Genomic DNA, 13,375 nt, shown 5'->3' on the forward strand with positions numbered 1-13,375 from the left:
CGCGCCCCATAGCGGGAGTTTTTGGGTAGCGCCAGCCCTGACGCCCAAAGAGGGCGTCAGGTTTGGTGCCTTAGGCCAGCTTGGCCTTCACTTCGTCGGCAACGTTCGCGGGAACTTCCTCGTAATGCGAGAACTGCATCGAGTAGTTCGCACGACCCTGCGTGAACGAGCGCAGCGCGTTCACATAACCGAACATGTTCGCCAGCGGAACCATCGCGTCCACCGACTGCGCGTTGCCGCGGGTGTCGGTGCCCTGGATCTGGCCACGGCGGCTGTTCATGTCGCCGATCACGTCACCCAGGTAATCCTCAGGCGTCACGACCTCGACCTTCATAATCGGCTCGAGCAGCTTGATCCCGGCCTTCTGCGCGACTTCACGCATCGCGCCACGAGCACAGATTTCGAACGCCAACGCCGACGAGTCGACGTCATGGTAGGCGCCGTCATAGACGAGGATTTCGAAATCGATGATCGGGAAGCCGACCAGCGAACCGGTCGCCGCCGTCTCACGGAAGCCCTTTTCGATCGCCGGGATATATTCCTTCGGAATATTACCGCCCTTGATCTCATCCTTGAAGATGATGCCCGAACCGCGCTCGCCTGGCGTGACCTTGACCTTCACGCGACCGAACTGGCCGGTACCACCCGACTGCTTCTTGTGGGTGTAATCCACGTCGACTGGCTTGCCGAGATATTCACGGTAAGCAACCTGCGGCGCGCCGACGTTGGCCTCGACCTTGAACTCACGCTTCATGCGATCGACCAGGATCTCAAGATGGAGCTCGCCCATGCCCTTGATGATGGTCTGGCCCGATTCGGAGTCCGACGAAACGCGGAACGACGGATCCTCGCGCGCGAGACGATTGAGCGCGACGCCCATCTTCTCCTGATCGGCCTTGGTCTTCGGCTCGACCGACAGCTCGATCACGGGCTCGGGGAATTCCATCCGCTCGAGGATGATCGGAGCGTTCATCGCGCAGAGCGTGTCGCCCGTGGTCGTGTCCTTGAGGCCCGCGAGAGCGACGATGTCGCCCGCATATGCCACCTGGATGTCCTCGCGCTCGTTCGCATGCATAAGCAGCATGCGACCGACCTTTTCCTTCTTGTCCTTGACCGAGTTCGTGACCTGCGACGCGGTCTCGAGCTTGCCCGAGTAGATGCGCGCGAAGGTCAGCGTCCCCACGAACGGATCGTTCATGATCTTGAACGCCAGCGCCGAGAACGGTGCCTCGTCCGACGAAGGACGCTCGTCGACGGTCGTGCCGTCGAGCTTGAGGCCCTGAATTGCCGGAACGTCGAGCGGCGACGGCAGATAGTCGACGACCGCGTCGAGCAGGGGCTGGACGCCCTTGTTCTTGAACGCCGAACCGCAAACCACCGGAACGAACGAGAAGTTGAGCGTGCCCTTGCGGATCAGCTTCTTCAGGTCGGCCGTGCTCGGCTCGTTGCCCTCGAGATACGCCTCCATCAGCGCGTCGTCCTGCTCGACCGCCATTTCGATCAGGTCGCTGCGATACTTCGCTGCCTTGTCGACAAGATCCTCGGGGATCTCGGCATATTCGAACTTCGCGCCGAGGCTCTCTTCTAGCCAGATGATCGCACGGTTCTCGACGAGATCGACGAGACCCTTGAAGCCGCCTTCCATGCCGATCGGGAGATACAGCACAGCGGGACGCGCACCCAGGCGATCGATGATCGACTGAACGCAGAAATAGAAATCAGCTCCGGTCCGGTCGAGCTTGTTGACGAAGCACATCCGCGGAACTTTGTACTTTTCAGCCTGACGCCACACCGTCTCGGACTGCGGCTCAACGCCGGCAACGCCATCGAAACAGGCGACCGCACCGTCGAGCACGCGCAGCGAGCGCTCGACTTCAATCGTGAAGTCGACGTGGCCGGGGGTGTCGATGATGTTGATCAGGTGCTCTTCGCCCTTGCCTTCTTCGGCGCGCCACTTGCACGTCGTAGCAGCGGACGTGATCGTGATCCCGCGCTCCTGCTCCTGCTCCATCCAGTCCATCGTCGCAGTGCCTTCATGCACTTCGCCGATCTTGTAGGACTTGCCGGTGTAATAGAGGATACGCTCGGTCGTCGTCGTCTTGCCGGCGTCGATGTGCGCCATGATGCCGATGTTGCGATAGCGGTCCAGCGGATGGCTGCGGGCCATGATCGTGCTTCCTTAAGGATATGGGGAGCCAGCGAAACCGGCTCCCCAATATATAGGTGTTAGTTCTGTCGGCGAAAAGCCGCCGTCTGAACGATTACCAGCGATAATGCGAGAAGGCGCGGTTGGCTTCGGCCATGCGATGCGTGTCTTCACGCTTCTTGACCGCGTTGCCGCGATTGTTCGCCGCATCCATCAGCTCACCCGACAGACGTGCCGACATGGTGTTCTCACTGCGCGCACGGGCGGCAGTGATCAGCCAGCGGATCGCCAGGGCCTGGGCACGCTCGGGGCGAACCTCGACCGGGACCTGATAGGTCGCACCACCGACGCGGCGGCTGCGAACTTCGATGCCAGGCTTCACGTTGGTCAGCGCGTCATGAAAGACCGCGATCGGGTCCTTCTTGGCGCGCGTCTCGACGGTTGCGAGCGCACCGTAGACGATCAGCTCCGCGACCGACTTCTTACCGTCGAGCATCACGCTGTTCATGAACTTGGAGAGAACCTCGTCCCCATACTGGGGATCCGGAAGAATGACCCGCTTTTCGGGCCGACGACGACGTGCCATATCAAAAACCTTTTCTAACTTCAGCCATAAGATGGTCGGCTATCAGAGCCGACCGGCTTACTTCGGACGCTTGGCGCCGTACTTCGAACGGGACTGGCGACGATCCTTGACACCCTGTGTATCGAGGACACCGCGCAGGACATGGTAACGCACGCCGGGAAGATCGCGAACGCGACCGCCGCGGATCAGCACGACCGAGTGCTCCTGCAGGTTGTGGCCCTCACCCGGAATGTAGCTGATGACTTCGCGCTGGTTGGTCAGGCGAACCTTGGCCACCTTGCGCAGAGCCGAGTTCGGCTTCTTCGGGGTCGTCGTGTAGACGCGGGTGCAAACACCGCGCTTCTGCGGGTTGGCTTCCATCGCAGGGACCTTGGACTTGGCCTTCTGCGGATCGCGGCCCTTGCGGACCAGCTGGTTGATTGTCGGCATTGAATCTCTTCACCTTGGATCGATGGTTACTTTGCTGGAGCCATGACGCCCCCCGAGAACAAAATTTCGGGAATACAAAAAGGACCGTCAGGGACATATGCCCCACGGGTCCTGGAATGCATCCAGCAATGTTCAAGCACCGTCCCGGAGAAAACCTCCGGTCGAGCGGAGGTGCGCATACAGCGGGACGCAAGCGGGGTCAACCGAATCGCTCGTTCACCCCTATGGAATCGAACGGTACGGCAGGAGTCCGGCTTCCTTACTCGGCCAGCCGCGCCGGGTCGATGACCACATGTTTAATCCGAACCCGGTTCCACGTGTAGGTAATGTGGACCAGGCCATCGCGCGACTGGATGACCGCAGGATAGGCATACCCATCGGGAATCGGCTTGTCTTCCAGCGTCAGGACGTTGCGCCAATGCACGCCGTCGCTGGATAGGCCTACGTTCAGGGGCCAGCGGGGTCCATCACCGGGTCGGTCGGGCCAGTGCGCACTGTGGTTATACACGATCAATTGCCGTCCATCCGCCAGCGTAACCGCGTCGGTGCCCGCATTGGGGTTGGGCAGATCGATTGCCGCGAGCGGGCTCCACGATATCCCATTGTCGCGCGACCAGCTCATCGCAAGCGCCCCCTGCCGCGTCCGCGCAACAAGTTCGAGCCGGTGATCAGGATAGGTCAGCACGCTCGGTTGAATCGCCTCTATCCCCATCGGGGATGCGATCGGGTCCAGCGCGCGCCACGTTGTCCCGCGATCGGTCGATCGTTCCATTCGGAGGAACCAGCGATTATGTTCGGGCGTGCCCTCTTCGCGGCTCGACGGGGACAGCCAGCTGCCGTCGGCGAGGGCGACGGGCTTGTTCTTGATTGGTCCGAGGATCCCCTCCGGCAAAGAGTGCGGAGCACTCCAATGCCACCCGCGATCGCTCGAGACGATCTCCATACCCTGCCATGCCCGGGGATTCGGGCCGATCTTGTAAAACAGTCGCAACGGACCGCCGGGCGGCTGGAACAGCACCGGGTTCCAGGTCGGAGTCCGAGTACCGTCCTTCAGGCGCCCGATCGCAACGGCCACGGGCTTCTCCCAGCCCGTCGCCAGCCGCCGCGCGAACCAGATCGAGACGTCCGGTCGCCCTTCACCCGACCCGCCGAACCACGCCGCAGCGAGCGTGCCGTCCGCCAACTGCACGATCGTCGACGCATGCGCCTGGGGATAGGGCGGCGACGGGTCGATCATTTCGGACAGGATGACGGGGGACGGCACTGGAGATCCCGCCGCCAATGCAACCCATGCGGCACTTGGCGCGGCGCCTCGCTGCAGCGCGCCCACGAAAGCGGCGATCAATTTGTCTGGCATGGCAGGGCCAATGGCAGCGGGGCGATCGGACTGCAATCCGCATCGCCTCTCCTTCTAAACGCGGGTCGCATCCTCCGTAACTGTACGATACAGGACAGCGGTGACATATGATCTTCTCATCGTCGGCGGCGGTATCAACGGGTGCGCAATCGCGCGCGAGGCGAGCCTGCTTGGGCTCAAGGCGCTGCTCGTCGAACGCGACGATATCGCGGCGCACACTTCGTCGGCATCAACCAAGCTGATTCACGGCGGGTTACGCTATCTCGAGTATTACGAGTTCAAGCTCGTCGCCGAAGCGCTGCGCGAACGCGAACGGCTGGTGAAAGCGGCGCCGCACATCATCCATCCGCTTCGCTTCGTCCTACCGCACGAGAACGCAGTGCGTCCGTGGTGGATGGTGCGACTCGGGCTGTACCTTTACGATTTCCTCGGCGGAAAAATGACGCTCGCGCGCTCGCGCGGACTTCGCAAGAGTGACGCGGCATTTCTTGCCCCGCTCAAAGGCACGGCCAAAGGCTTCGTCTACTCCGATGCCTTCGTCGACGATTCGCGACTGACGGTGCTCAACGCGATGGATGCCGCCGCGAATGGCGCGGACGTGCGGGTCGGGGTCGCGCTCGACTCCGCGCGGCGCGAGGGCGAACTGTGGCAAGCCCGCCTGTCCGACGGCAGCACGGTTGGCGCCCGCGGGATGGTCAACGCAGCAGGACCCTGGGTGGCGCAACTGCTCGGACGGCTCGGCGTCAATGCCGCCTCGGGGGTCCGGCTGGTCAAGGGCAGCCATATCGTCGTGCCACGCCTGTATGAGGGCGACCATGCATACATTTTGCAACAGCCCGATCGGCGTATCGTCTTCGCAATTCCCTATCAGGACGGCTTTACCGAGATCGGCACCCACCGACGTGCCGGTCGAGATGCCGGAAGACGCGGTGATCGATCAGGACGAGATCACCTATCTCTGCGACGCCGCGAACCGCCACTTTACGCGGCAGATTTCGCCTTCCGACGTAACATCCACCTGGTCCGGCGTGCGTCCGCTGTATGACGATGGGGCCAGCGAGGCAAAGGCGGTCACGCGGGACTATGTCCTCGAACTCGACACCAACGGCCCCGTCCTTCTGTCGATTTTCGGCGGCAAGATCACCACCGCGCGGCATCTCGCTGAGGAAGCCCTCGGCAAGCTGGCCGCACCGATGGGGTTCGTCGCGCATCCGGTGACGCGCACGCGCGTGTTCCCAGGCGGTGCCATCACCGACTTTCGGCATTTCGTCGATCAGGTCCGTGCGACTTGGCCGTTCCTCGGCGAAACCCGATCCGAACGGATGGCGCATGCGTATGGATCGATGCTCCCGGATATGTTGAAAAATGTGACGGCGGTGGACGATCTCGGTGCTGACCTGGGCGGCGGCGTGACCGAAGTCGAGGCGCGCTGGTTGCGGACGCGCGAATGGGCGCGCAGCGCGGACGACGTGCTGCTGCGGCGCTCCAAGATCGGACTGCACCTGAGCGAGACGGAACGTGCCGCGTTCGTCAGCGCGTGGGACGCGCTTGCCTGATCGGAGTGGCTCGTCCATTCCCGACCAGGGCCGTAGGAGGGCGCGATGACGTCGACGGCGCAGCTTTCCGAGCGCAAGACTGACCGCATTCGCGCCGCGATCGGCATGCGGCTCATGTCGGTGATCCTTTTCGCGGTGATGAACGTCGTCATCAAGCTCGCCGAACGGCACGGTGCGGCGCTCGGAGAAATCCTGTTCTTCCGACAGCTGGGCGCGTCATTCCTGATTGGCGGCATCGTCTTGGCAGGCCCCGGCTGGCGTTCGGTCGCCACGCAGCGAATCGGCACGCATATCTCTCGCGCGGTCCTCGGGCTCGCCGCGATGGCGTTCACCTTCACGACCATCGTCACGCTCCCGCTCGCCGAGGCGACAACGCTTGGCTTCACTATGCCGATTTTCGCGACGATCCTCGGCGCGCTGATCCTGCATGAGCCAACCGGATGGCACCGATGGGGCGCCGTGCTGGCGGGGTTCGCCGGCGTTCTGATCGTCGCACAGCCGGGGAGCGGTCATTTCCCGCTGTGGGGCGCGGCCACCGGATTGCTGGGTGCGTTGGGAACGGCGGGCGTATCCATCCTGCTGCGCCAGATCACGCGGACGGAAAGCGCGATGACGGTCGTATTTTGGTTCTCCACGCTATCGCTGCTGCCGCTGGGCATTTGCTACGCGTTGGTGGCGCGCAATCACCCGGTCGAAGTGTGGCTGTTGCTGGCTGGGGTCGGCCTCATCGGCGGAGTCGCGCAGCTCGCGATGACGAGCGCGCTCGGGCTCGGCCCGGTGTCCGTCGTCGTCCCGATGGATTATTCTTCGCTGTTGTGGGCGACGCTGTTCGGCTGGCTGATTTTCGGCACGCTACCCGCGCCGACGCTGTGGATCGGCGCACCCGTCATCGTAGGGAGTGGCCTGTATATCCTCTGGCGAGAACGCATCCGCCACATCAACCGGTTGCCCGAACCGGTCCAGTGAAGGCGCTACGTCCGGCGGAACACGAGCATCAGATTGTTCGCCGGCATCTCGATCAACCGGTCCTGAACCAGATCATGCCCGGCAGCAACTTGCACGATCGATTCGACTTGACGCAAACCCCAACGCGGATCGCGTGCGCGCAAGGATTCGTCGAACGCAATGTTGCTCGGCGCGGTCGGGACATCGGTTTGCAGGAACGGACCGTACAGGATCAACGGTGCGCCCGATCCCAGCACCCGCGCCGCACCGGCGAGCAATCCCAGCGTCGCGCTCCACGCGCTGATATGGACCATGTTGATGCACAGCACCGCTTCGGCACGCTCTACCGTCCAACCGGCTGCCCCCGCATCGAGATCGAGCGGCGGCGCCACATTGATGATCCCATCACACCATGCTGCGATCGACACGCGCGCAGCGGGATCGGGGTCGCTCGGCTGCCACTCCAGCGCGGGGAATTCCTCCGCCAAATAGGCGACATGCTCGCCCGATCCGCTCGCCACTTCGAGCACGGTGCCCGAGAACGGCAGAATCTCACGCAGCACGTCCGCAATCGCCATCCGGTTGCGCAGCGTGGCCGGTGCGTGGCGGCGGGTGTCCCCCGCCGCCTCGCCCGGGATCCACGGCTCGGTCACTCGGCGGCCTGCGCCAGGACCGGCTCCTTCCAGACGAGCACCGGCTTGCGCGCGGCGAGCGTCTCGTCGAGGCGGCTGCGCGGCGCGAAGTGCGGCGCGCTCTTCAGGCTGACGTCGCCCGCCTTGGCGCGCTCCGCGACCGAACGCAGCGCAGCGACGAACTGGTCGATCGCGGCCTTCGATTCGGTCTCTGTTGGCTCGATCAGCATCGCGCCGTGGACGACCAGCGGGAAGTACATCGTCATCGGATGGAACCCCTCGTCGATCAGCCCCTTGGCGATATCGATCGTCGAGAAACCGGTCGCGAGCCCATTATCCGAGAACAATGCCTCATGCATGCACGGCCCCGACGCCCCGAACGGCGCGTCGAGCGTCGTGTCGAGCGACCGCAGGATGTAGTTCGCGTTGAGCACCGCATCCTCGGCGACCTGCCGCAACCCGTCCGCGCCATGGCTGAGGATGTAGGTAAGCGCGCGCGTGAACATGCCCATCTGGCCATGGAACGCCACCATCCGGCCGAACGCGTGCGGGTGGTCGTCGCCCGCGGTCTCTTCCTCGATCAGCGCGAAATGGCCATCCGCCTGCTTGGCGACGAACGGCAGCGGGCCGAACGGCGAAAGCGCCTCCGACAGCACGACCGGGCCCGAACCGGGTCCGCCGCCGCCATGCGGGGTCGAGAAGGTCTTGTGCAGGTTGATGTGCATCGCATCGATGCCGAGATCCCCCGGCCGCACGCGCCCGACGATCGCGTTGAAGTTCGCGCCGTCGCAATAGACATAGCCGCCCGCCGCATGGACCGCGTCCGAGATCGTCCGCATGTCGCGCTCGAACAGCCCGCAGGTGTTGGGGTTGGTGATCATCACCCCCGCCACGTCCGGCCCGAGCCGCGCGATCAGCGCCTGTGTATCGACGCGGCCTTCGGCGGTCGCGGGGATATCCTCGACCTGATAGCCCGCGAATGCTGCGGTCGCCGGGTTGGTGCCGTGCGCGCTTTCGGGGACGAGGATGATCTTGCGATGCCCCTCGCCCTTCGCTTCCAGTGCAGCGCGGATCGCGAGTACGCCGCACAGCTCGCCATGCGCGCCCGCCTTGGGGCTCATCGCGACGCCGTGCATGCCGGTGAGCGTGATCAGCCAGGTGGCGAGCTCGTGGATGACGCCGAGCGCACCCTGCACGCTGTCGACCGGCTGGAGCGGATGGATGTCCGCGAAACCGGGGAGCCGCGCCATCTTCTCGTTGAGCCGCGGGTTGTGCTTCATCGTGCACGACCCGAGCGGGAAGAACCCGAGGTCGATCCCGTAATTCTGGCGCGACAGGCGGGTGTAGTGGCGCACGGTCTCGGGCTCGGACAGACCGGGAAGACCGATTGGGGTGGTGCGGAACAGACCGGCAAGGAGATCTGCACTCCCCTCCCCTTCAGGGGAGGGGCTGGGGGTGGGGGAAGTCTCACCGAGACCAGCGCCCGGTACAGCCCCACCCCAACCCCTCCCCTGAAGGGGAGGGGCTTCAGAAAAATCCACCCCGGTCGTATCAGCATCGCCGATCTCGAAGATCAGCTTCTCTTCCAGCATCAGCCCCTTGTTGCCAGTAACCGTCAGGGAAGCCTTGCCCCCGGAAACGGGCGCTTCGGGGCGCCATCCGCTTGCGTTGATGCTCATGCCAGGATCTCCTCGAGCGCTGCCGCCAGCGTTTCCACATCTTCTGCCGACGTCGTCTCGGTCACCGCGACGACGAGCCCGTTGGCGAGACCGTCCTCACCCGGATACAAACGCCCGAGCGACACCCCCGCCAGGATGCCGCGATCCGCCAGCGTCCGCACGACCGGGCGCGCCTCGACCGGCAGCTTGAGCGTGAATTCATTGAAGAAAGCGGGCGTGACCAGTTCGACACCCGGCACCTTGCTCAACCGTTCCGCCGCCGCGACCGCGCCGACATGGTTGATCTGCGCCAACGTCCGCAGCCCCTTCTCGCCCAGCAACGTCATGTGGATCGAGAAAGCCAGCGCGCACAGCCCCGAGTTGGTGCAGATGTTCGAGGTCGCCTTCTCGCGCCTGATATGCTGCTCGCGCGTCGACAACGTCAGCACGAACCCGCGCCGGCCATCCGCGTCATAGGTCTCGCCGCAAAGGCGACCCGGCATCTGGCGGACATATTTGTCCTTGCAGCCGAACAGCCCGACGTAGGGCCCACCGAACTGCAACCCGACGCCGAGCGACTGCCCCTCGCCGACGACGATATCCGCGTCCATCTCGCCCGGCGACTTGATCGCACCCAGCGCGACCGGCTCGGTCACGACCGCGATCAGCAGCGCCTTGTTGGCATGGCACGCATCGGCGAGCGGCGTGAGATCCGCGATCCGCCCGAGAATGTCGGGATATTGCACGACGACGCACGACGTATCCTTGTCGATCGCGCCGATCAGCGCCTCGAGATCGGTCTCGGCGCTCAGCGTCGGCGTCGCGGTTTCGAGCAGATCGCCCGTGAACTTGGCCATCGTCTTGGCGACCGAGACGTAGTGCGGGTGCAGCCCAGACGACAGGATCGCCTTGCCGCGCTTGGTGATCCGCCGCGCCATGCCGATCGCTTCCCAGCATGCGGTCGAGCCGTCGTACATCGACGCGTTCGCCACATCCGTGCCGAGCAGCCGCGCGACCTGCGTCTGGAACTCGAACAGCATCTGCAGCGTGCCCTGCGCGATCTCGGGCTGGTACGGCGTATAGGCGGTGAGGAACTCGCCACGCTGGATCAAATGATCGACCGAGGCGGGAACGTGATGCTTGTACGCGCCGCAGCCGAGGAAGAACGGCGCTTCCCCCGCGGTCAGGTTCTTGCGCGCGAGTGCGGTCATGTGGCGTTCGACCGCCATTTCGCTGGCGTGCATCGGCAAGCCGTGGATCGGCCCGTCGAGCCGTGCGGCTTCGGGCACGTCGACGAACAGATCGTCGATCGTCGCGACGCCGATCACACCGAGCATCGCGTCGCGGTCAGGCTGAGTCAGGGGTAGATAGCGCATTTCCGAAATCTCCCCCCTCCCCTTCAGGGGAGGGGCCGGGGGTGGGGCCGTACCACGAGTGGAGCGCCCGCGGAGAGGCCCCACCCCAACCCCTCCCCTGAAGGGGAGGGGCCAGTTCAGATCACAGCTTTTCGACGAACGCCTTGTACGCGATCTCGTCCATCAGCGCGTTCAGCTCGTCGGTATCGCTCAGCGTCAGCTTGAAGAACCAGCCTTCCGCCTCGGGATCCTCGTTGACCAGCCCGGGCGTGTCGGCGAGCGCGGCGTTGCCCTCGATCACCGTGCCCGACACCGGCGAATAGACGTCGGACGCGGCCTTGACCGATTCGACGACGGCAGCTTCGTCGCCCTTGGCGAGTTCCTTGCCCTCTTCCGGCACGTCGACGAATACGATGTCGCCGAGCTGGCTCTGCGCATATTCGGTGATGCCGACGATGCCGACGTCGCCATCGACATCGACCCATTCATGATCTTCGGTAAAATAACGGCTCATCACTTGCCTCCTGCGCGGACATAGCGGTGGGGAATGAACGGCATCGCGGTGACGGTCGCCTGATGGACCTTGCCGCGCTGCGCGAGTTGAATCGTGGTGCCCGCAACCGCCAGCGCGGTCGGCACATAGGCCATGGCAATCGGCGCACCGACGCTCGGCGCGAACCCGCCCGAGGTGACGCGGCCGACTTCCGAGCCCTGATCGTCGAGCACCGCCGCGCCTTCGCGCACCGGCTGCCGCCCTTCGACGAGCAGCCCGACTCGCTTGATGATCGCACCCGACTCGCGTTCGGCGAGAATGCGCGGCGCGCCCATGAAGTCGCCCGCCTCGCGGCGGCGCTTCGACAGTGCAAAACCGAGGTCGGCCTGGACCGGGGTCGTCTCAGGGTCGAGATCATGGCCGTACAGCGGCAAACCCGCCTCGAGCCGGAGCGAATCGCGTGCGCCAAGACCGATCGGCTTGACCTCGGGCTCCGCGGTCAGCGCATCGGCGAGCGCCTCGACATTCTCCGCAGGCACCGAAATCTCGAACCCGTCCTCGCCGGTATAGCCCGAGCGGCTGATCCACAGCGGAACGCCGTTCCACTCGAACGCGCCTGCGGTCATGAACACCAGCGCTTCGACGCCCGGCACCAGCCGCGTGAGCGCGTCGACCGCCTTGGGCCCCTGCAGCGCGAGCAGCGCCTGATCTTCCATGTGGTTGAGCGCGATGCCGTCGGTGAGATATTCGAGCAGATGCGCGATATCGTCGATCTTGGTCGCGCCGTTGACGACCATGTAATAGCCCTGGATGTCGAACGGGTTGGCGTCCGGCAGGTGCGTGACCATCAAATCGTCGAGGATACCGCCATCCTCCGACAGCAGCAGCGAATAGCGCTGCTTGCCCTGCCCCAGCCCGGCGACATCGGCGGGCAGTACCGCTTCCAGCGCCGCGACGACGTCCGCGCCCTCTTCCGAGCGGAACAGCAACTGGCCCATGTGGCTGACGTCGAACAACCCAGCCGATTCGCGCACCCACAGATGCTCGGCCATGATGCCTTCATATTGGACGGGCATTTCGTAGCCCGCGAACGGCACCATCCGGCCACCCCGCGCGCGATGCCACGCATCGAGCGGGAGCTGCTCGATCGCAATCTCGTCGGCTTCGGTCTCGTAGGGGTCGAGGTCGCTCATGTTGGTCTTCCGCAAGAGGTCAACGGCGCGCCATGGCGCCGGAACGCCGTGATGTGCCGCCCCCTCTGTCACGGAACCTGAGAGCTTTCACGGAACCACATGGTCCGCTTACCCCTTCGGTGGCGCTCGCCCTAAAGGACAGCGCGCTTTCCAGAGTGTCGAGTCGATCCGCGCGGTCCGGTTGCCTGAGAGATTCCGGGGCGGTTGCTCCTTCGGCGGTCCGAGTTACCCCGGACGCTCTCCCGCGCGTACCCTTGACGGTTGCCCGTCAACGACGCGGCCGGTTTGCCGCGCCGCAACAGGCAAGTCAACGAGAAGGGTCAGCGCGTTGCGTTATATTTGAGCTGCTCGTCGGTTAGCTGGAACCCGACCAGTGCTTCGAAGGTCGCGCGCAAAACGGCCTGGCGGATCTCCGGGCGGCTGAGCGGATCGGTCGCAGCATCCTCGTCGCCGGCCTTGCGCTTCTCGGTCAGCTTCTTGCGGATCTCATCGGGCAACGTCGCCGCAGCGCGCGAGACGCTCGCCGTACCCGTCCCCTGGGCAGACGCGCGCGCCTGACCGGCGTCGAAGTGGAGCGTCACCCGACCGACGCGCTTGGCAACCACCGCGTTACCGCCCTGAACCACCGTAACGAAATACGGCAGCGTCACGTCGCGCGCCGCTTCGGTGTGGACCCGGCGTGCCTCGACCGAGAAGGTCACTTTGGTCAGCACGTCCGCAGTCGTGTCGTCACAAGTCGACCGGACGTTGGTCATCACCGCGGTCAGGTCGATCGCATTGGCATCCCGGCTGGCGGGAGGGTCGAACATCGTGACGTCCCCGGTCGCGGCAGGCACGCCGACCGAGGGACAGGCGTTGCGAACCGCGGTGATGCCGCCGGAGGCATCGAGCTCCCCGGTCTTGGCGCACCCACCAAGCAGGATCGCACCGCACGCGCTGGCCGTGAGAGCGGCAATGGCTGATTTCCGGATGGTCACGGGGGCACGCACCTTATCATGCAAAGGGATTCCGTGTCGTGAAGCGAC

The 13,375-nt window shown here is 64.6% G+C and carries 11 protein-coding genes, 1 pseudogene and 2 riboswitches; of the genes and pseudogenes, 2 read left to right on the forward strand and 10 right to left on the reverse strand.

Going from position 1 to position 13,375, the window contains the following annotated elements:
• Nucleotides 1-70: 70 nt before the first annotated feature.
• From fusA to ABIC16_RS15655, 4 genes are all read right to left on the reverse strand, one after another.
• On the reverse strand, nt 71-2,167 hold the full coding sequence (fusA, locus tag ABIC16_RS15640) for an elongation factor G (RefSeq protein ID WP_354291774.1): 2,097 nt from the start codon (nt 2,165-2,167) through the stop codon (nt 71-73).
• Between the two features lie 94 nt (nt 2,168-2,261).
• Nucleotides 2,262-2,732, reverse strand: coding sequence for a 30S ribosomal protein S7 (rpsG, locus tag ABIC16_RS15645; RefSeq protein ID WP_010164592.1), 471 nt, complete (start codon nt 2,730-2,732; stop codon nt 2,262-2,264).
• A 57-nt stretch (nt 2,733-2,789) separates the two neighbouring features.
• Nucleotides 2,790-3,161, reverse strand: coding sequence for a 30S ribosomal protein S12 (rpsL, locus tag ABIC16_RS15650; protein WP_010164594.1), 372 nt, complete (start codon nt 3,159-3,161; stop codon nt 2,790-2,792).
• 259 nt (nt 3,162-3,420) lie between these two features.
• A complete protein-coding gene (locus ABIC16_RS15655; RefSeq protein ID WP_354291775.1) occupies nt 3,421-4,518 on the reverse strand; it encodes a sialidase family protein in 1,098 nt (365 codons plus the stop codon).
• Nucleotides 4,519-4,618: 100 nt separating this feature from the next.
• On the opposite strand from ABIC16_RS15655, the pseudogene glpD reads away from it, so the two are divergent.
• A pseudogene (gene glpD / locus ABIC16_RS15660) lies at nt 4,619-6,074 on the forward strand (glycerol-3-phosphate dehydrogenase).
• 45 nt (nt 6,075-6,119) lie between these two features.
• Complete coding sequence (locus tag ABIC16_RS15665) at nt 6,120-7,040, forward strand: DMT family transporter (RefSeq protein ID WP_354291776.1); 921 nt, start codon at nt 6,120-6,122, stop codon at nt 7,038-7,040.
• Nucleotides 7,041-7,045: 5 nt separating this feature from the next.
• On the opposite strand, the gene ABIC16_RS15670 is transcribed toward ABIC16_RS15665, so the two are convergent.
• The 6 genes from ABIC16_RS15670 to ABIC16_RS15695 form a co-directional block, all read right to left on the reverse strand.
• The gene (locus tag ABIC16_RS15670; RefSeq protein ID WP_354291777.1) at nt 7,046-7,672 is read right to left on the reverse strand and encodes a DUF938 domain-containing protein; all 627 of its coding nucleotides are present in this window, start codon (nt 7,670-7,672) and stop codon (nt 7,046-7,048) included.
• The gene (gene gcvPB, locus ABIC16_RS15675; protein ID WP_354291778.1) at nt 7,669-9,330 is read right to left on the reverse strand and encodes an aminomethyl-transferring glycine dehydrogenase subunit GcvPB; all 1,662 of its coding nucleotides are present in this window, start codon (nt 9,328-9,330) and stop codon (nt 7,669-7,671) included. Before gcvPB ends, ABIC16_RS15670 begins: the two co-directional genes overlap by 4 nt.
• Nucleotides 9,327-10,685: an aminomethyl-transferring glycine dehydrogenase subunit GcvPA gene (gene gcvPA / locus ABIC16_RS15680; RefSeq protein WP_354291779.1), complete on the reverse strand. Its 1,359-nt coding sequence runs from the start codon at nt 10,683-10,685 to the stop codon at nt 9,327-9,329. Before gcvPA ends, gcvPB begins: the two co-directional genes overlap by 4 nt.
• 121 nt (nt 10,686-10,806) lie before the next feature.
• A complete protein-coding gene (gcvH, locus tag ABIC16_RS15685) occupies nt 10,807-11,178 on the reverse strand; it encodes a glycine cleavage system protein GcvH (RefSeq protein WP_354291780.1) in 372 nt (123 codons plus the stop codon).
• A complete protein-coding gene (gcvT, locus tag ABIC16_RS15690; RefSeq protein WP_354291781.1) occupies nt 11,178-12,350 on the reverse strand; it encodes a glycine cleavage system aminomethyltransferase GcvT in 1,173 nt (390 codons plus the stop codon). Before gcvT ends, gcvH begins: the two co-directional genes overlap by 1 nt.
• A 56-nt stretch (nt 12,351-12,406) precedes the next feature.
• Nucleotides 12,407-12,513: riboswitch (glycine riboswitch) on the reverse strand.
• A riboswitch (glycine riboswitch) is annotated at nt 12,514-12,605 on the reverse strand.
• 65 nt (nt 12,606-12,670) lie between these two features.
• Nucleotides 12,671-13,327, reverse strand: coding sequence for a hypothetical protein (locus tag ABIC16_RS15695; protein ID WP_354291782.1), 657 nt, complete (start codon nt 13,325-13,327; stop codon nt 12,671-12,673).
• Nucleotides 13,328-13,375 lie beyond the last annotated feature (48 nt).

The organism is Sphingomonas sp. PvP055 (assembly GCF_040546365.1).
GTDB classification, from domain to species: domain Bacteria; phylum Pseudomonadota; class Alphaproteobacteria; order Sphingomonadales; family Sphingomonadaceae; genus Sphingomonas; species Sphingomonas echinoides_A.